This window comes from Pelagirhabdus alkalitolerans (genome assembly GCF_900096905.1).
In the GTDB taxonomy this organism is placed as follows: domain Bacteria; phylum Bacillota; class Bacilli; order Bacillales; family Amphibacillaceae; genus Pelagirhabdus; species Pelagirhabdus alkalitolerans.
Genome location: NZ_FMYI01000001.1, coordinates 454,259 through 475,201, shown reverse-complemented (window position 1 = coordinate 475,201; position 20,943 = coordinate 454,259). Strand labels below are relative to the sequence as shown.

Annotated in this window: 20 protein-coding genes, 1 pseudogene and 2 riboswitches; of the genes and pseudogenes, 12 read left to right on the top strand and 9 right to left on the bottom strand. The window is 36.4% G+C overall.

Features of this window, described 5'->3' with window-relative positions; translation table 11 throughout:
- From BLR62_RS02155 to BLR62_RS02145, 3 genes are all read right to left on the bottom strand, one after another.
- The coding region (locus BLR62_RS02155; RefSeq protein ID WP_143008339.1) for a helix-turn-helix domain-containing protein at positions 1-560 on the bottom strand (560 nt) is incomplete at its 3' end.
- Positions 561-925: 365 nt separating this feature from the next.
- On the bottom strand, positions 926-1,120 hold the full coding sequence (locus tag BLR62_RS12560; RefSeq protein WP_245719372.1) for a type I restriction-modification system subunit M N-terminal domain-containing protein: 195 nt from the start codon (positions 1,118-1,120) through the stop codon (positions 926-928).
- Positions 1,121-1,308: 188 nt separating this feature from the next.
- Complete coding sequence (locus BLR62_RS02145) at positions 1,309-1,581, bottom strand: ATP-binding protein (RefSeq protein ID WP_281241142.1); 273 nt, start codon at positions 1,579-1,581, stop codon at positions 1,309-1,311.
- Between the two features lie 111 nt (positions 1,582-1,692).
- On the opposite strand from BLR62_RS02145, the gene BLR62_RS02140 reads away from it, so the two are divergent.
- The 9 genes and pseudogenes from BLR62_RS02140 to BLR62_RS02100 all read left to right on the top strand — a co-directional run bounded on the left by BLR62_RS02140 (position 1,693) and on the right by BLR62_RS02100 (position 10,355).
- On the top strand, positions 1,693-2,055 hold the full coding sequence (locus BLR62_RS02140; RefSeq protein WP_090792556.1) for a hypothetical protein: 363 nt from the start codon (positions 1,693-1,695) through the stop codon (positions 2,053-2,055).
- Positions 2,052-2,891 carry an IS21-like element helper ATPase IstB gene (gene istB / locus BLR62_RS02135; RefSeq protein ID WP_425438849.1) on the top strand — a complete coding sequence of 280 codons (840 nt, stop codon included), beginning with the start codon at positions 2,052-2,054 and terminating at the stop codon, positions 2,889-2,891. Before BLR62_RS02140 ends, istB begins: the two co-directional genes overlap by 4 nt.
- Before the next feature lie 595 nt (positions 2,892-3,486).
- Positions 3,487-5,391: a Dam family site-specific DNA-(adenine-N6)-methyltransferase gene (locus BLR62_RS02130; protein WP_090792550.1), complete on the top strand. Its 1,905-nt coding sequence runs from the start codon at positions 3,487-3,489 to the stop codon at positions 5,389-5,391.
- A gap of 21 nt (positions 5,392-5,412) precedes the next feature.
- The gene (locus BLR62_RS02125) at positions 5,413-7,110 is read left to right on the top strand and encodes an AlwI family type II restriction endonuclease (protein WP_090792547.1); all 1,698 of its coding nucleotides are present in this window, start codon (positions 5,413-5,415) and stop codon (positions 7,108-7,110) included.
- Positions 7,111-7,182: 72 nt separating this feature from the next.
- Complete coding sequence (locus BLR62_RS02120; protein ID WP_090792544.1) at positions 7,183-7,410, top strand: hypothetical protein; 228 nt, start codon at positions 7,183-7,185, stop codon at positions 7,408-7,410.
- Positions 7,411-7,600: 190 nt separating this feature from the next.
- Positions 7,601-8,218 (top strand): Shedu anti-phage system protein SduA domain-containing protein, encoded by a 618-nt coding sequence (locus tag BLR62_RS02115; RefSeq protein ID WP_090792543.1) that lies wholly within the window; start codon positions 7,601-7,603, stop codon positions 8,216-8,218.
- 83 nt (positions 8,219-8,301) lie between these two features.
- Positions 8,302-8,538 (top strand): hypothetical protein, encoded by a 237-nt coding sequence (locus BLR62_RS02110; RefSeq protein WP_090792540.1) that lies wholly within the window; start codon positions 8,302-8,304, stop codon positions 8,536-8,538.
- A 174-nt stretch (positions 8,539-8,712) separates the two neighbouring features.
- Positions 8,713-8,868, top strand: a pseudogene (locus tag BLR62_RS12360) (23S rRNA (pseudouridine(1915)-N(3))-methyltransferase RlmH); the annotation flags it as partial.
- A gap of 608 nt (positions 8,869-9,476) precedes the next feature.
- Positions 9,477-10,355, top strand: a complete 879-nt coding sequence (locus BLR62_RS02100; RefSeq protein WP_090792536.1) for a DMT family transporter — start codon at positions 9,477-9,479, stop codon at positions 10,353-10,355.
- A gap of 701 nt (positions 10,356-11,056) precedes the next feature.
- Here the strand turns inward: BLR62_RS02100 and BLR62_RS02095 are convergent.
- Positions 11,057-11,809, bottom strand: a complete 753-nt coding sequence (locus tag BLR62_RS02095; protein ID WP_090792533.1) for a hypothetical protein — start codon at positions 11,807-11,809, stop codon at positions 11,057-11,059.
- A 393-nt stretch (positions 11,810-12,202) separates the two neighbouring features.
- Here BLR62_RS02095 and BLR62_RS02090 point away from each other — a divergent pair, with 393 nt between their 5' ends.
- Both BLR62_RS02090 and BLR62_RS02085 read left to right on the top strand, forming a co-directional pair.
- Entirely contained in the window at positions 12,203-12,391 is a 189-nt protein-coding gene (locus BLR62_RS02090; protein WP_090792531.1) for a hypothetical protein, read from the top strand.
- Between the two features lie 12 nt (positions 12,392-12,403).
- A complete protein-coding gene (locus BLR62_RS02085; protein ID WP_090792528.1) occupies positions 12,404-12,658 on the top strand; it encodes a spore coat protein in 255 nt (84 codons plus the stop codon).
- 247 nt (positions 12,659-12,905) lie between these two features.
- Here the strand turns inward: BLR62_RS02085 and BLR62_RS02080 are convergent, their stop codons facing one another.
- The 5 genes from BLR62_RS02080 to tenA all read right to left on the bottom strand — a co-directional run bounded on the left by BLR62_RS02080 (position 12,906) and on the right by tenA (position 17,459).
- Positions 12,906-13,685, bottom strand: a complete 780-nt coding sequence (locus BLR62_RS02080) for an energy-coupling factor transporter transmembrane component T family protein (protein WP_090792525.1) — start codon at positions 13,683-13,685, stop codon at positions 12,906-12,908.
- Entirely contained in the window at positions 13,672-15,336 is a 1,665-nt protein-coding gene (locus BLR62_RS02075; protein WP_090792523.1) for an ABC transporter ATP-binding protein, read from the bottom strand. Before BLR62_RS02075 ends, BLR62_RS02080 begins: the two co-directional genes overlap by 14 nt.
- Positions 15,333-15,914, bottom strand: a complete 582-nt coding sequence (locus tag BLR62_RS02070) for an ECF transporter S component (RefSeq protein ID WP_090792520.1) — start codon at positions 15,912-15,914, stop codon at positions 15,333-15,335. The genes BLR62_RS02075 and BLR62_RS02070 overlap by 4 nt, the downstream gene beginning before the upstream one ends.
- Complete coding sequence (locus BLR62_RS02065; protein ID WP_090792516.1) at positions 15,907-16,518, bottom strand: YkoF family thiamine/hydroxymethylpyrimidine-binding protein; 612 nt, start codon at positions 16,516-16,518, stop codon at positions 15,907-15,909. The genes BLR62_RS02070 and BLR62_RS02065 overlap by 8 nt, the downstream gene beginning before the upstream one ends.
- An 86-nt stretch (positions 16,519-16,604) precedes the next feature.
- Positions 16,605-16,710: riboswitch (TPP riboswitch) on the bottom strand.
- A gap of 71 nt (positions 16,711-16,781) precedes the next feature.
- Positions 16,782-17,459 (bottom strand): thiaminase II, encoded by a 678-nt coding sequence (tenA, locus tag BLR62_RS02060; RefSeq protein WP_090792513.1) that lies wholly within the window; start codon positions 17,457-17,459, stop codon positions 16,782-16,784.
- 107 nt (positions 17,460-17,566) lie between these two features.
- A riboswitch (TPP riboswitch) is annotated at positions 17,567-17,669 on the bottom strand.
- Between the two features lie 722 nt (positions 17,670-18,391).
- Here tenA and BLR62_RS02055 point away from each other — a divergent pair.
- On the top strand, positions 18,392-20,881 hold the full coding sequence (locus BLR62_RS02055; RefSeq protein ID WP_176759191.1) for a sugar-binding protein: 2,490 nt from the start codon (positions 18,392-18,394) through the stop codon (positions 20,879-20,881).
- Positions 20,882-20,943 lie beyond the last annotated feature (62 nt).

The window sequence follows — 20,943 nt, the reverse complement described above, 5'->3', positions numbered from 1 at the left end:
GCTAACTCATGTGACTCAATAACGTCTTTCGTTGTAAAAGGACGATCTAGCCAATACATATATTTATATCGAGAATGAGATAATACAAATGCAATAAAATATAGTTTAACTGTTCCTCCTCCATTGGATTTCTTATTTTTCGTCTGGCCGAAGTCCACTTGGACTTGTTCTCCTAATGGAGGATCGGGTATAGCCTCATATGATCTAGGCGATGCCTCTTTAGGTATGTTGGATTCTTTTCTCAGTTCTCTCACATAAGATCTAACAGTACTTTCTCCAACTTCAAAAGATGGATATTTCTCAAGCAGCCAACCTTGTACTTGAGCTGCCGTCATATCTGGGTACTGCCTCAACCAGGAAAGAATTAATTCTTTATACTTATCAAACTTCTTTTCTCTTGATTGAATAGTAACCATCCATTCTGCCATCTCCTGCGGATTTCTCTTTAAATAACGATATAACGTTGGCCTTGAAATCCCTAACTTTTCAGCAACCTTACTCTTACTAAAACCTTGTTTTAATAGTTGATCAATTTCCATATACATTTGCCAATTATCCACCTTTCAAACCTCCTCAAACACTTTCAGATATATAAACCTATTATATCTAGTGTCTAAGAAGAAACGTTAGTGTTTTTCTGGCTCTTTACAAAATCACCAGAAGATTTATGGGCAAAAAGTGTTAAATCTTATCAATCGAGAACTGTTACATTTAGTTTAGCAGTTACAACATATAGTCCTCTGAATTCTACGATCGTCACCATCTATAAAAGTCTCTTGCTAAAAGAGAATAGCCGGTATTAAAAAGTTCTAGTCTGCATCAACATTTTTCTGTAGGATCGCTCACCTTGAGCGTATTATTCTGAAAGGGTGTCTTGTAATGGTTCTTTAAATAGATTCCTTTCAAGCATCTCTTACCTATTATTTCAAGCCATATTCACCATGCGTGCATTAATCTTTCTCTTTAACGTGGTGTGTATTGTTGCGTTCATCCATTTAGTTTGTTTAGCTGCTTTTAGTACTTCTTCACGAGTTAACATTAGAGGTTTGATCACTGTCATCGGTAAAATAACTTTACCGTACTCATGTGGTTTATATAACCCACGTAGAATGTTAGCCACGTTCCAAATAATCTTTCCTGTTGTTGTACATTAATTGATGTTTGTGTATTACGATTGAGTTCATTCGTTTCAATTCCTCTCACGTTCGATCTTTGATAGTATCTTAAATAAGTCATCTAAACTAAATTATAGCATACTAGATGCTTCTACTCTGTATTTGTCAATTAAAAAGTGAACCATATGTTAATTTAATTTTGCACCACTTGTTCACTTTCTGATTTAAGCCATTCTGCTGTTTCACGTATCCGATAAGAATTGCCATTCATATTCAAAACATAAAACTTATGCGTTAAACGATCCGTTAAAGCTGCGGTTAAGAAAGAATCATGAAAAATGTCTTGATAATTAATAAAAGATAAATTACTCGTTATGATCGTTGACTTTCTCCCTTGTTGCTTCACCATGTAATGATCTTTTTTCCATTCATACTGAGATATGAAGTGCTGAAGCTTCACATACATGAATCGATGGATGGCCCTATCATGGCTGAGCATCCCTTATGCGAAGGGAAAGGAGAACTCATTCAATATTGACAACACAAACGAGATCGAACCAAAGGTATACATGCCTACATGAAAACTGTTTCTGAAGCATTCCAAAATCAAGACAAAGCGATGCGGTACTTAATGAAAGTTCAAACACAGTATCCGCGATACATGAGAGATCAGCTGAAAATCATTTCAGATTCGATTAAGAATGTTCCGCCTAACCTAAGCACTCAAGCTCTAAATGAATGTCTGAAAAGCCGTTTTTATAGTGGTTCGGAATTTAAAGATGTGTTATCTCATTTGATGAGGCAACAACAATCCACTAAGCATACAAAAATGAACATAAAACAAATTGGCTCTGGTCAATCTGATTATAGCAGCATGAAACCAGAAGTAAGGGATCTGGATCCGTACCTTGAAGTTCTTGAAGGGACGGTGAGATCATGATGACTTTGGAGTCATTACAAAAACAATTTAAGACATTACGTTTAGCGGAAACATCAGAATATTTACCCGATCTCATTCGATGCGCTGAATCAAAAGATTGGACTTATCGTGAGCTATTAACAGAAATGGCTTCATATGAGTTGAAACGACGTGGTGAAAAGCAAATTGAACGACAATTAAAGTGGGCAGCGTTTCCTGCCCACACAACACTTGAGATGTACAACCTTAATGAGCAACAAACCTTAAGTCAAAAGCAGATAAAACAGTTAAGTGAGCTAACCTGGATCGATCAATTATATAACTTGGTCCTGTTAGGAACAGCAGGTGTCGGGAAAACACATTTAGCCACTGCACTTGGGATTAAGGCCGTTCATCAAGGTTATCAGGTTATGTATATAACGATGGAAGAATTGATAAGACATTTAAAAGCTGAAGAATTCACACGAAAAGCTCAAATTAAGATGAAGCGAATAAGAGCCGCCAATCTGGTCATTATTGATGATCTGATGTTTATGGCGATGGATCAGAGAGAAGCTAACCTCTTTTTCCATCTTATCAATGACTTGCATGACAAGGCCTCGATTATACTTACCTCAAGTAAGGGGCCAAGTGAATGGGGCGATTTATTAGGTGACCAAGGGATCACCACAGCTATTTTGGATAGGATTCTACATCGGATAGAAGTCATTCAATTTCAGGGTGAAGACAGTCATCGAATGAAGAATCGAACATCCATATTTAAGGAAGAAAGTGTTCAAAATCAATTAGCAAAAAGTGTTCATTTTTACTTGACGCTTACAACCTACAAACAGAATTATAAGAAACAAAGAAATTAAAATGGTACTCTTTATTGAAGAGGTATCGTCGTTGGTGTTGTTTCTTACAGAAAAAACATCTTTTATCCCCGACTAACCCACCTCTTTTCTGACCAGGAAATTCGGTATCTATTAATTAGTATCAATTTCTTCGAGTTAATCTAACCTTATGATCACCACTTTTCTTCCACAACACCATAAATCATTAAGTTGTGTTGACCACACTTAAATTGAGAATCCAGTCCAATAGTTTTTATGTTGAATTACATTAGCGATGGTTCTTTTATACAAAATTAACACATACTCACTTCCTATTAAATTAAATAAAAAATTCTTTATAAAAGAGGCGAAGGGCAACAAACAGAGTTATTTTGAGGTCATCTATCCATAAATTGAGGTTAGATTTTTTGAAATTTTGGAATTTCAAATATAAGTTAAAACTGTATAGGAGTAAAAGTTGATACCCATTAGCTCGAATTAGATCAAACAAATCATTGTGTAATTTTCAAAAATGATTTATTATGTAATTTTATATATAATAAAAAGGAAAACTCAAATTTTTGTCGAATTAATATCGTAGTATGTATTTGAGCCTGTAGATTATTGGAGGATAAAAATGAAACCTCAAGTAGAATTTGTACAACAGGAACTGTTATTTAATAAACCTAAACCAGTTTTAAAGTGGGCTGGTGGGAAGCAGCAAATGATAGACACTTTACTTCCTGAAGTTCCTAAAAAATACAATAAATATATAGAACCATTTTTTGGCGGAGGAGCATTATTCTTTGAGTTAAACCCTAAAGAAGCAATAATTGCAGATTCTAATCCTGAATTAATAAATTTATACACTGTTATTGCTAATAATATAGATGAATTAATTGTAGAATTAAAAAAAATGGAAAATAATAAAGAATTTTTTTATGAAATTAGAGCAATTGACATAGAAACCCTGAACCCAATTGAAAAAGCAGCACGTACTATATACTTGAATAGAACATGCTTTAATGGATTATATCGTGTGAACCGAAAAGGAAAATTTAATGTGCCGTTTGGTTACTATAAAAACCCAAAAATATGTAATGAAGACAATCTTAGAGCTGCGAGCAAGGCTTTAAGAAGTGCGGAGATAGTTCTAGGTGATTATAAAGATGTATTAAGAAAACACGCTAAGCCGGGAGATTTTATTTTCCTTGACCCTCCATATTTGCCAACATCTCAATATGCAGATTTTAAAAGATATACAAAAGAACAATTTTATGAAGAAGATCATATCGATTTAGCCAATGAAGTTCATAGGTTGCATGAAATGGGCTGTAATGTTCTATTAACTAATTCCAATCATCCATTAGTACATGAGTTGTATGAGAAATATAATATAAGTGTTCATAAAACTAGAAGAAATATAAGTAGTAAAGGTTCTAGCAGGAGTGGGGAAGATTTATTGGTAAAAGCTGAGCCCCATAAGAAAATTTCCTTAGTGCCAACAGCGATAGAGTTACCAGAACAAATGGAGAAATTTCCATCCACTAGATTTATGGGGAGTAAGCAGAACCTTTTAGAGCATATATGGGGAGTAGCTTCTCAGTTCGAATTTAATAGTGTATTAGACTTGTTTAGCGGAAGTAGTGTAGTAAGTTATATGTTTAAAACACAGAACAAACAAGTACTAAGCAATGATTATATGGCATTCTCGGCTACTTATACAAAAGCGCTTATTGAAAATAACAAGACAACACTATCTGCAAGAGATATAAAAATTTTATTTGATAATACAACTTCAATGGACAATTTTGTAAGTAGTACGTTTAAAGACATTTACTTTGATGACACGGATAATTATTTTATTGATTTAATTAGAGCAAATGTTAATAGGTTGGATAACCAATATAAAAGGTCATTAGCTCTATCATCATTAGTACGTGCATGTCTTAAAAAACGGCCTAGAGGCATATTTACTTACACAGGTCAACGATACAATGATGGCCGTCCAGATTTAGCACTATCCTTAGAAGAACATTTCTTAAATGCTGTTGAGTTATATAATAATGCAGTATTCGATAATGGCGAGAAAAATAAGTCGCGTCATGGTGATGCGATAGATAATAGACAAAAGGCGGATTTAGTATATATTGACCCACCATATTATAGTCCGCACTCAGATAATGAGTATGTTCGACGATATCATTTTGTTGAGGGGCTTGTAAAAGGTTGGAAAGACGTAGAAATGCAGTGGCATACAAAAACTAAAAAGTTTAAGAGTTATCCAACGCCTTTTAGTTCTCGAAAGGGTGCATATGATGCATTTGATAAATTATTTAAAAAACATAGAAATAGTATTTTAATTGTTTCTTATTCATCTAACTCATTACCGACAAAAGATGAAATGTTAGAGTTAATGTCCAAATACAAACAACAAGTTGAAGTGGTAGCACTAGATCATCGATATTCTTTTGGTAACCAAGGCCATAAAGTTGGAGATAATAAAAACAGAGTGAAAGAGTATCTTTTTGTGGGTTACTAAGGAAGGAAAGAAGGTCTTACTATGGAACGGGCTTGGTATATAGGGAATACTACAATAAGAAATGCAAAAAGATTGAAGGATGGCTTAACTATATTAGTTAGGTCTTCTTTGCATGGTAACTTAGTAGGGAAAAAAGCAGAACAGGAATTTGCAAGATTGTTACATGAATCAGGTGTGGTATATCTTAAACGCCTAGATGAATCTAAAAATAGTGATGTTAGTGATGTCGGTAGAAAGTGGAGAGCGGCATTAATGCAATTGGGGTTTATCACACCTAGTCCAAGTATTGTTAAAAATTCAAAATTAAAAGTATACCCTTATTGTGTTACTTCAAATGGAAGAAGATTAATAAAGGTAGATTCATTACCAGAAGAACAAGAGTGTTTTTTAAGAGCGCTACTTGCATATCAAATACCATCAGAAATTGAAAATCATAATGGAGCAGTTTTTAGCCCATTAAGAATCGTTTTAGAAATTTTAGAAGAACTTAAAAAACAAGGTCTTGATAGTTCAATTAGCAAAGATGAAATGGCATCATTTGTACAAGTTACACGAGATATAGAGTCTGTTAAAAAAGTGGTCAATAATATTTCTCAGTTCAGGAGTGAGGCTAATAAATCAGTTAATCGAAAGCAATATGTTAGAAAGGTAAGAGAAAGTGTTGCTGACTGCTTATCAAGTCAAAGTAGTCAAACATTGCTTGATTATGCAGATTCTAATTTTCGGTACTTAAAGTTGACTGGTTTATTCGCAGAGGATGGCAGAAAGATTCGGATTGCAAAGCATAAAACTACAATTGTTAAACAGATTGCCTATATGCCATTTGAACCCATTTCTAGTACTAATTATTTAAATACTCTCTGGAATGGTGCAAATCTTCCTACTGATAATACTCCTGAAGCAATAGAAGCTATAGAAACAATTTTGTCTCATATAAAAGAAAATGGTGAACATATTGATGTTCCAGATTTGTATAGTATGGAAGTAGAAGACTTATCACAATTAAGACTAAAGCTTGAGGGTGAATTATTTAAGATTCTCGAATATAAATTTGCCGAAAATCAAATTTATGAATGGAAAGACATATTAGCTTATCTTCGGGCGTTGACAGTCCCTATCCGCAGAGGGAGTATAGTCCCACAAGGTGAAGGTCCTGCATATTTAGAATGGGCTTTGTGGAGAGCATTTCTTGCAATCAATTCGTTAGAAAATAAACCTTGGGAAGCAAGAAGGTTTAAAGTGGATCAGGAATTTTTACCTGTGGGAACAGCTCCAGGAAATGGCCCTGATATAATATTCGAGTTTGAGGACTTTGTAATTGTCGGTGAAGTCACATTAACTTCTTCATCAAGACAAGAAGCTGTTGAGGGCGAACCAGTAAGAAGACATGTTGCAGATTTAGTTGACCAATATGAAAACATCGGCAAGCGAGTTTATGGTTTGTTCATGGCTAATAATATTGATACTAATACTGCCGAAACGTTCAGGATTGGTGTTTGGTACAGGAATGATGATTCCAGAATGGCACTTCAAATTGTACCGATGACATTGAATCAATTTGCAGACTTGTTTGAAGCTGGCTTTAGTAAGACAAATAGATTATTATCCAGTCAAGTGGAACAAACTTTAAGAGATTGTTTAGTTGAGAGTAATAATGATGCTCCTGAATGGAAACGAAGAATAGATATGCAAATTAAGAGGTCAATACAACACATTTAAGATGCAATACATCAAGATTTTAAAAGTAGGAGTTTAATAGCTCCTACTTTTATTTTTAAGAAGGGATTCGAAGTGGATGGAGAAGATGTTCAAATAGTAACAATAAAAGATGCTATGTCAGGGAATGTCTCCTATACTCAGCCAGTTGTAATACATCAATCTTCTAAAATGAAAATAACAGTAGTTCCATTTTATATAGATAGGAGCACGGGTAAGGAACTTAGTGTTAAGATATTAACTAAAAAAAAGGACACCCACCTATGGATTGGTTTTTGTTTAAAGAAAAATCGACGAGTTTGAATACAAATGCAACTCTCTCATTGTATAGTAGTTTGAAAAAATTCTGGCATTATCAGAAAAAGAAGATAATGGGGAGTATATTATTTTAAAAACAGCAGAGGAAGTACATTCTTTTGGAAATCACGAACCTGAAGAAGTTGTACAAGGCATTTTGGGAGTATTAAATAGACCTGATATTGCACAATATTAGGTGGGAAAAGAGTTAAGTAGCGAGTTATTAACGGCTTTTAGAAGTTCTATACGCTTGCAAGAGTTGCGTTCAGCAGTCGTACAACTAGATAATTATCTTGAAAGTGGTATTAAAGACAAACAAAAATATCAACAGTGGTGTGAAGAACAGCCTTGGGCATCTGGGAATTCTTTTGTTGTAAATGATAATGTAAGAGCTATATCAGCATCTGATAAAATTAATCTAATGTTACCAACAGTTATCACGGGTTATAGGGATTTAGTGGAACTAAAGAGACCTGATATGAAGGTTTTAAATCATGATAATTCCCATCAGAATTATTATTTTACTTCTGAAGTATCAAAAGTTATAGGACAATGTCACAGGTACCTAGATATGTTCCAAGAAGAGGCGGCGAGGGGCTTAAGAGACCATCCAGAAGTTATTGCATATCATCCTAAAGCTATTATTGTAATTGGTTGTTCGAGTGAATGGAACAAAGATAAGCATAGAGCTTTACATGGTTTAAATAGCAGATTAAGTTCAATTACCATTATTACTTATGACCAGTTACTAGCCCAAGGCGAAAAAATGATAGATATAGTAAGTGGGGCCTATAACAATGATGAAGAAAATTAGTAAAAGAAAGAGTTGAAGTTGAAATTTAAATATATATTTTGCATGTTTACCTTATATTAATAAGGGTTTGTGGAGGGGTAATAATGAGAAGAAAAACGATTGTTAGAAGTTGGAATTATCTAACGTATACAATACTAGAAATTGAGGTTAAAAAAAATAAGTTAAACTACTTCGAAATTTTGTTTGTTTCAAATGAAGAAAAATACGTAACCCCTAAGAACATTAGTGAGTACTATGAATTGGTAAACAAATTTTCTGGTTCAGAGGGTATAAATGGTGTAATAGATGATAGCAATAAGCTAATTTATTATAATGAATAAGTTTGAATAAAAATGAATATTGTACATAAAAATAACCCGAAAAAGTGTACTTATAGTATTAAGAGATAGTTTCGGATATTAGTTGTGCATCGGTTACACTTAATTAGACAGATTAGATAAGGTCATATACACTTGGTTCAAATACAATACCGAGGAGACTAAATATGACACGACGTCATCGGGGGCTCGCTCGGCCTAAGTGAAGCGTTCTTCAAACAAAGCAATTTCTAACTATCATAATCAAACATGATACTGCCTCATCAACTAATGAGACTTGACTTACTTGAGCAGATCTATCGGTCATTTAGGATTAATTGGGGGGAACCGTAGTATAAGGAACAGCGGTTTTTTTGAAAATTGTACATTACTAGTATATTGGAGTCCTTAGAAAAGAATAACCATAAAAATAAAAAAAAGATATATCAGTTCAGGGCGTGCAACATATCACCGGGTTTAGGAGAAGAGTTCGCTGTTTCTCCACATGCTCGACACCTCTTGCTTATGTCTCTGATGTTAAAGAAAGATAGCCCAACGCAAAAGCTATACTCACAGGGAGAAAAGATGCCAGCCTTCAACACACCTTTAAAGATATATTACAAGCCGTTCAGTGTGTAAAGGAAAATAAAGACTAAATGATACGATTCCAACTCCACTTGACTGAGAATCAAGTGGGATCGCAATATAGTGAGCCACTACATAAATTACGTGCATTCTGTACGAATAAACGAGCAGAGCTAACAATAATATTAATTGTTGGCTCTTTTTGCATTTAATGGTTTCTCCCTTCGAAAAAAATTAAATTATAGGCGTTTATCTTTTAGCATATTTTTTATGTGATCGTTATTAATAGAGTTAGCATACTGAATTTTGGTCTTTCTAAAAAGTCTGCATCTAAAAGTAAGTTGTACGCTAATTGAGTTGATAAAGGGGGCTCACCAGTGAGGTTTGCAGGGATCGGTTTAGTTATGGTAGCCGCTATATGTTGGGTAGTAAGTGGGGGGATTGCTGATATTTTAATGGCTAAGGGCTGGGATCCTGTTGTGATTTCGTTTTGTCGGGGGTTTGTTGGGTTTATATGTTTTTTTACGTGGTCTCTTTTCAGTTTTTGGCAGAATTGGGTTATTTCTAATGATTTATATAAATGGGCCCTGCTAGCTGGTGTTGGTATTGCAGGAAACTTTACATTTTATTTTTTCAGCATACAAGCTTCAAGCATCGCTGTTGCCGTAACTTTAATGTACACAGCGCCTGTGTTCGTTATGCTCATTTCCTTTTTACTGTTAATAGAGCGTTCAACATGGTTTAAGTGGAGGTGCATTGTTGTTGTACTAATCGCAGTCATTCTACTTACAGATGCTTACAACTTCAATTCAATTTCAGTCAGTTTCCTCGGTGTTGTCTACGGCCTTGCCTCCGGTTTTTCCTATGCATTGTTTATATTCGGATTTAAACATGCCTCCTCTATCGCAAAACCACAAATGACGTTAACCATCGCTTTTTTTACACTTTGCTGCATCCTTTTTCTTTTTGTCGATAATCATGAAGTCGCTGCTGTCGTTAGGTCAAGTGACATAGGATCGTTTCTTCTATTAGGCATTGTAGGTGCTGGCATTTCATTTATAATTTATCTGATTGGCCTTCGTAGGACGACGCCGACAACTGCTTCAATGGTAGCCATGATTGAGCCGGTGACTGCTTCTCTATTTGGAGTTATCCTTTTAGGCAATCAATTGACCATTAATCAAGTGTTTGGAATGGGGTTCATCTTAGTTACAATCACCTTGCTAAGTGTAAAGCAATCTGATGACAATCAATAATTGTATTTTAGGTTATATATTAATAACCCATTAATGAGTAATTTGAGGCGGGAAAAACTGAACTATAATAAATCAAATAGCAAATTGGAAACTCCTTTGAATTTTTAATTGAATATAAGGAGTTTTCTTTATGTATTAAACTGAGTGCATATACATTCTTATTTTGATAAATTCTTATTTTTAAGTGTTATAACATTCGTATAGAAGAAATCGAAGTAATTGCGAGATAATTTATATCAAACCTCAATTTAGAGTTTCACATTTCATATTCAAAATTTTTATCAAGAAAGAGAAGCGGTGGATGTGTGAACTTGTAAGTATCACTTACAAGTTCAAAGTGAGAGTTTAAGGCAAATAAAAATTTGAGGATTACACCTCTGAAATAATCCTTGCAATTGGCTATCCTTTTCGTTCCGATTAAGATACACAATTCAGTCCGCAACAAAAGGTTTAAACGGATATCTAGTTAAGGCGTTTATTTTTAATTAACCATTAATTACACCTATAACTTGAAAGGAGATCGAATCCATGGAACCTGAAAGATTAAAAGAACAAATCCTAAAAGGTGATTATCTTAATTATGCATACGATCGTTACCTTTCAATGGTTATATTGTTTAACAATAAGCGTTAATAGTCTTTATAACTCTAATGTCTTACTATTCACTCCATATAGCTTTAGCCCAATTTATGAAGGTTATATTAGTAGCCTATGACAGTAGTTTCAACTTCTTCTATGACTTCATCAGGAATCGAATCGACAGGCAGCAAGTAGACTGTATTTAATCGTGGATTAAATACACCTAAATTTTTAATTTCTTCAAATTCAGGGTGTACTGAATGCATTCCCAGTAAATAATATATAAACAATTGTAATGTATGTTTATTTTTTGGTTTTGATTTAGATACCTTGAAGTCCCACAACGTGTCTTTTGTTAAAAAGTCACCATCACCTTTACTAATTACTTTGGTGTATCCACCTTCAAAATTAAAACCGTCTTTTACAATAGGACCATAAGCATCAAAAAAACTTAATGATCTCTTTACCATAACTCTGATATTTGAGATGGTTTCTAAGTCAGGGTTAATTAATTCTACTTGTTTATACCCCATAGCTCCTGAACGAAAGACGACATCGAATCCAACCAGCTTACATGCGTTTATGATTGAGTTATCATCTGTACCTTTTATGTTGGAAAGTAACTCATTTGCTAATGCGTCTTTTCTAATCCTTGATGCTCCTAACATTGAAATTTCAAAGGCCTCTTGAAGGGTTGCACCGTTAATAAATCTAGTCAAATAATCTACAGCCAATCCAATTAATGGACTATGAATATTTTCATTTTCATATAAATCAAAATCATCCTGTAAATGAGTCACAACAAATTCTTTTGGCTTTATGTATCCTCCTCTTGGTTGCTTTACCTTTGAAATTCTTTGGCTGACTGATACCATAAAATCCTCCTTTTAAAAGTATTAATTAGATGCAATAGTTGAAAGTAGAGATGAAAAAACCAACAAAATTAAAGTGGTAGATATAATGATCTTCGCTTTTTGTTTGTCTGGAATATGGATCTTATAAGAGACAATATGAAGAATATTTGATACTAAAATGACTGAACACACGGGTATGATAATGATTGGGCCATAAATAGCAATGATGCTGATAATGATAATGAATATGTTAAATTCCATCCTTTCACTCCCTTCCAATTTTTTGAACTTATAATCATTTAAACATAAGCTGTTTCGTGTCGCAATATTCACAGTCATTGTCCTTATATTTCTAATACATAATGTATTTTCTTTCTAAAAATGGGCAATTTATAATGACAAAGGAGGATGATTATGAGCCATCACTTAACTGAATTAGAAGTCGAGCACTTGCGAAGTTTAATCGGTGGGCATGGGAATGTAACAAAAAAATTGGAAGTATATGCTCAAAATTGCACGGATCCCGAGTTTAAAGAACTATTCGCGAGAGATGCACAAGCGGCCAAACAAGCCCAACAAAATCTAATGACTTATTTAAATTAAGGAGGTTGAAGCATGCTTCAAGATAAAGAAATGGTCAATGATTATTTAGCTGGAATAAATGCGAGCTTAACAGGCTATGCCAATATCATCGCTCAAACAAATAATACAGAGCTAAGACAGACTTTAATTCAACTGAGAAATCAGGATGAGTCTCGTCAGCGAACATTGTATAACCTCGCCCTTCAAAAAGGTCATTATCAACCAGCGGCACCAGCTTCAGACGAAGTCATTCAACAATTGAAAAATCAACTTATGTCAGAACAATAAACGTAAATTTGATAGGCTCCGCTTAAGTAGAAGTAATTTTATAAACTGTCTACTTTAAGGGGAGCCTATCACCCTATAGAGTAGTCTTTTTTTTAGTGTCTACTCTATAGGGTACATTTTATAAACTGGAGCGGTTTTGTAGACATAACTATCCCGTCTCCACACAAAGTAGTGTAGAATTTTATTATTTCTACTGTCCACTTTGTTGGGAGCGTCTTTATATAAATCTATATCTGGCCAGTTGTTTTTAAATTTCGCCAGTGTACCATCTGAAATAGCCTATTTGCCAAGCGAATATAATAAGCGTAATTAAAACGCTTAGCATCATGACTAGGAATAACCAGTCTTTAGTTGTAACTGTAAATTGTCGATAAAAAGTACGGTCTCTACTACCAGTAAATCCTTTTGATTCCATGGCAATGGCTGTACGTTCAGCCTTTCGAATCGCACTGGCAAGAAGCGGGATAATAAAACGTTTGTATTGATGCATCTTCTCTTTTAGTGTCTTGGCTCGGTTAATACCGCGAACACGATGGGCAGACCTGATAAGTCCGAGTTCATCTTTTATCATGGGCAAGAATCTGTATCCTGCAAGGATCCCATAAGCAAGCTTAGGTGGGAGCTTACATTGTTGCATGAGACTCAGAATAAAATGCAAAATATTTGTTGTTAAAAGAAATAATAAAGATAAAGAGGCGAAGGCTAAAATTCTCAGTGATAAAGCTAAAGCCGTATTTATATTCTCTATCGGGATATTATTGCCCCAAAAGGAAACAACTTCAGTTGGATTAGTGGGCTCATTGCCAAATGCAAGATTGCTCCAAAACATCCCAAAAGCAAAGATAAGGAACGGTGAAAGAAAAAGCAGAAATTTTTTAATATTAACTTTAGCGACAAAGAGCGTGATAATCCAAATCCAAATGATAAAGAGAAGTGGTGTAATCGGATCAAACACCACCGTTAAAAGTAGAACACTTAAAATAATGGTTATCGCTTTGATACTCGGATTTAAATTATGAATATACATATGAAACATCCTTCTGTTTTCGTTGATCTAATTTTACTTGAACAGGTAATTCAAGTTGCCAGTTCAATAATTGTTCGCTTGGAACTTCCCATAATGCAGTTGGACTGGCATCAAGGACGATTTTTCCGTCTTCCATTACAATGACGCGATCTGCATATTGATGGACAATTTCCATATCATGCGTAATCATGACAATCGATGTGCCCGTTTCATTACGTTCCTGTAATAGAGATAACAGTTGTTTTGTAGAATTAGCATCTTGACCAAATGTAGGTTCATCAAGTATCAGTAAGGATTGGTTATCAACAATCATCGTTGCCACGCTTAATCTTCTTTTTTGACCTTGACTAAGTGTATAAGGATGACTCTCCTCAAATCCCGTTAATTGGCACTGATGCAGAATGAGGCTGACCCGTTCTTTGATATCTGCTTCATTTAATCCTCGTATGCGTAAACTTAATGAAACCTCGTCGTATACCGAATCCGTAATAAATTGATGTTCTGGATTCTGAAAGACATAGCCGATTTTTGTTCTTAAATCTCTTTCTTTCCATTCGTTTAGTTTTTTTTCATAGAGATAGGTAGATCCTTTGGTAGGTTTCTCTATTCCGGCAATCAGTTTCGAAAGCGATGATTTCCCACTGCCATTTGCTCCTAAAATCGTGATAAATTCACCTTCATATAGGCTGAGATCTACCTCATTTATAATCGGTGTACTTTTTTTGGTCCATGTTAGTTTCTCTGCTTTTAAAGCTAACGGGTTGCTTTTAGTAATACGGGTTGAACTGACAGGTGTAGGCAATGGATAAGCGGCCAGCTCATCAACAGTTATCGGCAAATGATCAAAGGTGTAATCCGACTGGTGCTCGATGTTCAATGCCAGCCTAGTAGGGGTTGGGATCCAAATACCTTGCTGTTCTAATGTGTGACGATGTGCATTAATTCCATCTCTTAAGTTACCATTGTAAAATAGCTGTCCTTTGTTGTTTAACATCATGCAACGGTCAATGAGTGATACCCAACCGTCTAATTGGTGTTCAATAATGATAAATGAAAATTCTTTTTGCTGTTGTAGTTGATCGAGCGTGTCAATGAATTCAAGCGTTGCGACAGGATCTAAATTTGCTGTTGGCTCATCCAATACGAGAATGTCTGGTTCCATGGCAAGAATACAAGCTAAGGCTAATTTTTGTTTTTGTCCACCTGAGAGTGTGGTAATACTTCTGTTTTTGAATGGCGTCATATTGACTAACTCTAATACGTGATCGATCATTTTTCCCATCTCAGAGGGCAAGATCCCTTTATTTTCGAGACCAAAGGCAATCTCATCCTCAACTGTAAACATACAGAATTGTGTTTCGGGATCTTGAAAGACAACGCCTACAGTATGAGAAACTTCACCATGAGCAAATTCAACAATGCTTTTCGAATTAATAAAAACATCACCTGTCAATTTTCCGTCTAACTCTCTGGGATAGAGGCCATTTAGGCAGTGCGTTAAGGTGCTTTTGCCACAGCCACTTGGACCAAGGATTAACAGGTTCTCCTTAGCCATTGATTCAAAGTTAATAGCATCTAATACCGGTTTTTCTGGATAATCTTCGAAAAATAACGTTAACTGATCAACTTTAATGACGGCTGTTTGAATCATGCGGCCTTTTTCCTTTTCTTATATTGCTTGCCAAGTGCAAAACTTGCTAGCACGCCAGTTTTAGCTAAAGCATCACTTATTACTTTGCCAAGCCACCCACCAATAAGAGCACCACTGATTAAGCGGATGACAAACATGGCTAGAATATAACTAGGAGCAAAAGCAATATAACCGTTTTGGAACATTCCCCAAATAAAGCTAGTAACTGCGGATCCCATACCTGCTAACATGAGTACCCACAAACTATAATTTTTCCACCTTGTAGCAGCAAATACTGCCTCTGCTCCAATCCCTTGAATGATGCCAACAACGATAATAAGAGGTCCCAGTGCATTTCCTAGCATAACTTCAATAGTAGCGGCAATGGTCTCTGATATGAAGGCTGCTCCAGGTTTTTGAAAAATGTAGGCTGCAATAATGGAAACGATAAACCAAATGCCAAAGATTGGCTCATATCCAATGGGTCCCATAAAACCGACTAATATGCCGCCAATGGGTATAAAGGCTAGATAGATCACACCAAAGACAACAGATAATGCTGCCATTACAATAACTTCTTTTAATGTCCATTTACTCATTTGCTTTTCCACCTTTCGTTGAGGGGCTATTTGCTGACATAGATACAGTCATGACAGTATGAGAAGAACCGCTCTCTTCCATATCAATAAATACTTTTTCTAATCCGTTAAATATATTGACTGCTTCTCCATCTAACCGAGTGGCGTAATGGGTACCGCTAACTTCAACCCCGTGATCTTTCATTGCTTCAATTTGAGCATAGATTTGGTCCATGTACTGGCCACCACCTAATGGATATAAAGCAAATTTAGTAGACGTCTCTTGTTTGATTGAATCAACTGTTTCTTTATTCAGTACAACGTCATCTTCCGCCATAAAAACATCACCGGCTGTATCTCCTGGACAACCAACTGAGTAAGTCGCTTCAAAGGCAACGTGAGCACCAGTCTTAGCAGCATGAAGATAAAGGGCTTTTGTTACATCAAAAATGTGAGCGATTCTTCCTCTCACTAAGGTGCTCACATCATCCGTTTGCACCCACACCTTTGACGTATCCACTTCTTTTAGTGCTGTTGTAATGATATCAATAAAATCATCTCGCATTGGATGAATAGAAAAACGACACCCAGCTATTCGATTACTTAGACAAACAAAATTCCCCATAAATATTCTCCTCCTTGAAAAATATAAAAAAGCTGCACTCCCGTAGGAATGCAGCCGGAGTTTATGCATTAAAATAAAAATGCATAAACTATTCGACTGCACTTCCCCACGCTAGTATGATCTAGATCGAGTCCAAAGGGTCAGAACAATATCGTTCTTCTCAGCCATTTTCCGGCTCCCCTAGTGCAACTTTGCTATTTAATTATGTTCACTTATCGTCGTGGATGACGACTGAAAATGAGATAGCTATCCACAACTAGTGCTTAGCTTATCTTAAACGGCCATTCTTCTTGGGTATAGGCCATTTCCCAAAATCCATATTCTAATTGACAACTTTTTATAAATGCTTGTCTTGCCTTTTCTTTTTCCGTTTCTCCAACGTTTTGTGCCCAGTGGTCTAGTTTTTCACGAAGCTCTGTTGTGATAGATGCCGTTTCTTCCCTGGCGTAAAAGGTGATCCAATCATAGAAAGGGTGATTCGGTTCTGGTTTATATTTATCGATTAAATAATGCCCAATTTCTAGATATGTCCAAGGACATGGTAATAATGCAGCTAGTAACTCACCCATACTCCCTTGTTGTGCAGCGCTTTTCATATGACTGACATAATGATCGGCTGTAGGCGGAAGGGCATAGCCTTGCAAGTCATCATAATCTACACCAGCTACCTGACATAGATTATTGTGCGGATGAATTTCACTGTTTAATACAAAACCAATTTTTTCATAAAAATAAGCCATATCTTCTCTTGTAGAGCTCTTTGCAATCGCTAATCCGTAAATGTTGATAAATGCATTCAAATACTCAAAATCAGCTTTCACATAATGAATGAGTGCTTCTTTTGGTACATCCCCTTTACCTAAACCATCGACATACGGATGCTCGAAAATCCCCTGAAAAATAACCTCTGATTCTTTTCTTAGTTCCTGTGAAAATGACATATGAACGCCTCCTCATTAATTTGAAGAAAGCCCTAAGTATCGTCGAGATCGATATGTTAAAAAAATAAAAAAACCACCCATTAAACTGGAGCGGTTTTGTAGACATAACTATCCCGTCTCCACTTTCCTACGCTGGTATTAACCAGTTCAGGTTCTAAGGGACCAAGGATTTAATCCTTATCTCAGCAAAAAGCGCCCCTAGTGGACTTCCTATAATCATTTACCTCTCTACTTAATCACTATAGAGCGAACTTGTCAACTATTGGGTAGATATTGGTTGCGTTTTGTTGAAAAAAACTACATCATCATATCAATAGCGGCACAGACACAATCACGAGTATAGTATTATTTAACTATTAAACTTTATTATTGCTCAATAAAAATGAACACTTTTAAGCGAAAAACAACTCTCCATCGCTCGAAAATATTAAACAGTTTTGGCTCAAATTGATATTCTTTTGTTCTCCCTTAGTGGGGGCTTTTTTTGTGGAATTGCCTTTATAAACCTAAATAGTTTTTCAGATTATCTAATTCATTAGAACACAAAAGATGTTCTGGAAAAATAAAGGATAAATGGTAGCGGTCACCGAAGTAAATACACGTGAATGAAGATGGATTTAATTACCTTACATGGTCAGTTGGAGTTCAGTCTCTACCTGACTCCCTGAGCCAATCGAATTGGCTGTATATAGCAGTTATGAACACTACAGATATGTCAAAGAACAGCAAGCACTAACCAGTTAATTTATGGCTAAGTGTCTATTAAATCTGAGGTTGATAGCTGGAAATCATTCAACCTAAGCCTCACAAAAATATTATATAAGGAGGTAGATTCAGAATACGTTAATTGGGTTATTCTGTATTGTTTCTCGTTCGTAGCAACGCTTGGTTTTAATTCACAAAAGAACGAAAAAATGAGGAGGATTTTAACGATGTCAAAGGCTTTTAAAAGATTGCTTGCCATGATCGCGTTACCCTGTTGCTTAGCAATATTGGTACCTGTATCTGTCGGCTTCGCTGATGCTGACTTATTGGGAGACGAAGCAGAGACAGCCGTTTACGGGACTCCCGAACTTGGGTCGAACGATCCGCTGTGGGAGAAAACAATCGAACATAGCATTGACCAAAGCACTGCACCTGATGATCCCAGACCCAATGCTACGGGTACAGCCAGGATTCTTTGGGATGAGGACTATCTGTATTCCCGTGTAGTCGTGGAGGATAGCGATGTATATACGGGAAATGGATCAGATCACATGTATGACAGTGTGGAGTTTTATGTTGGACCAGGTAGCAGTGGATCTAATCAGTGGCGTGTTAGCGCTACAGGTGTGTTGTCTGGACAGAATGCTCAAGGTAGAGCGGCGTGGACTGAACTTACGGAAACTGGGTATATCGTGGAGATGAGAATACCCAAAAGAAACTTGACGTTGGAGGAAGGCCCGTTGACTTTTGAGATTTATATCAACAACTCATCATCAAAGGACAATGACCGTTACGAGGTTGTTTCCAGTTTTGGAGACCCTGATGTGGGTTTTAGTAGCGATGCTTCATTTAGTGACTCTTTAACGCTTATTGGCGCCGACGAGGAGGATAAGAGATTTTCAATCACCGCCACATCAGGTTCAGGTGGTACACTATATCCGAATGTGCCTGGTCATGTCCAAAGAGTAGAAGAGGGAGAAGACATAACTTTTGAGTTTATCCCTAATAGTGGGCAGGTTATAGATACGGTAATGGTAGACGATGTTGATGTGAGTGTAACGGAGGACAATACTTATACCATTGAAAATGTAAGCGCTAACCATCGTGTGCACGCCACATTCAAAAATGATCCGGGTGCAGAGTTGCTTGACTTTATCGTATGGAATGACAACTTTGCAAAAGGGGAGTATACAACGGCGGTTATTATTGACTTGGGTGAAGGCAATGCGGTGAATAGTTCGGAACTGACCCCAGAAATGTTTACTGTATCGGCCAGGGACACAACCTTGGATGGTACTGCAGAGACATTTACAGGGATGCGCAATATCTCAAGGGTATATGCCAATGATGAACCAGAAGTTCGCGGTTACCTGGGGATGGTAGCAAATTCGTTAGATTATCAAGACGGATTAGACAGTGGCCGTTATATCGTCGTTGAACTGGAGTTTTATACGGAGACCGGTGGTGTGACAACGTTGGATGGTAGTAGTAACTCGACACTACAGGTTTACGATGTCACTCAAACCGAAGAAATTACTCTGACGGAAGGAAGTACACTTGAGAATGTTGTTTTTGAGCAAAGCAGAGTTGTGAACCCTATTCTTGACAAGTTTACAACACATGCGGATAATTCGGTTAATCGAGCGCTTTACCTTCATTCAAATGCAAATGATGAGGTAGTACAAGAATTGCCGTTGTATGTTTATATTCACGGAATGGGACGTGGCGGCACAAGTGCTGAGACAGACCAAAAAGCGGCCATGAAATCTGCCAATGGCGCAGTCGCACTTATGCAAAGAATGGGAGAAAATCCTGAGAAATATGCCAGCCATGTACTGAATATTTCTTATAATGGAATTAGTACTCCTGATATAGCGGATGTTAAAGTTGTCATAGACGATTTAGTTGCCAGTGGTGCGGTCGATTCGAACCGTATTTATGTGGCGGGCTTTTCATGGGGCGGTATGTATACGAACACGTTACTTAACGCTTACACTGGCTTTTTCGCGGCTGGCGCTCCTATGTCTCCGGTAGGTGGTTCTCCAGATGCGGCTAATAATGAAGTGCACGCTGACTTAGCTTATTGGATGTTTGTAAATTCTTATGACGGTGGGTCATACCAAACTAATCTCGAAAACTTTATAAACGAAAATTTACCGGAAATGACTAACGCGAGGGCTTCATTATTTAACAGCAACGAATCCTTTGTCTGGCCCTATAATCAATTTGATCAGCCGGATCAGAATCCGCCCTTGCCGGATTATATAGCGCATGAAGTTGAAGCAGCTGTTCTTTATAATAATGTATATGAGGCAGGTTGGGACATGGCACCTACTGCTGGCACTTTAGATAGTAGATATGAAAATGTTTTTGACTGGATGTTCGCGCAAAATTTAGAAGGTGAGGATGAGGGAGAGTCAGATCCAGAACCGACAGAACCGGAGCATGAAGAACCTGAAACAACAGACCCAGAGCCAGAAGATCCAAAGCAAACGGATCCAGAGCCTGAAGAACCTGAAACAACAGATCCGGAGCCAGAAGATCCAGAGCAAACGGATCCAGAACCAGAAGAACCTGAATCAACAGAGTCTGACAGTTCAGAAGAGCTTCCTGCTACTGCTACAAATCACTTTAATATGATGTTAATAGGATTGGCATTTTTAATAGTTGGACTCTTTTCGACTATTGTAATACGTAAAAAGACGCAAAAATCTTAATAATACTGAAATGAAGCAGGGACGGTCCTCTGCTTCATTTTTTGGTAGATAAGGTGTATAGT